Annotated in this window: 1 pseudogene; it reads left to right on the top strand. The window is 41.8% G+C overall.

The features are described from left to right. Positions 1–142: 142 nt before the first annotated feature. Positions 143–304, top strand: a pseudogene (locus CWB76_RS20340) (LysE family translocator); the annotation flags it as partial.

The following is a 304-nucleotide window of genomic DNA, read 5'->3' on the forward strand; positions in this document are numbered from 1 at the left end:
GTTTGCTGAGCCTGTGAATAGTAATCACCACAGGCAATTAGCACTGTAGTTAAAACTCTTTACCAAGCGGGCAATATGCCCGCTTTTTATTTTTCTATATGCTTGATAACATTAACTACCAACCTCTTTTGAATCAAGTGCAATGATCAATCCTGACTTTTTACTCTCATTTTTACTCGCCAGCTTTTTAATGGCCGTTGCGCCTGGACCATCAAACGCGTTTTTAATGGCGCAAACTTTTGCAAATGGGCGAAAAGCAGGTATGCGGAGTGCTTTTGGCTTTGCGTTAGGTGGCGTAGTACAT

It is taken from the genome of Pseudoalteromonas sp. S1609 (genome assembly GCF_005887255.1).
Classification (GTDB): domain Bacteria; phylum Pseudomonadota; class Gammaproteobacteria; order Enterobacterales; family Alteromonadaceae; genus Pseudoalteromonas.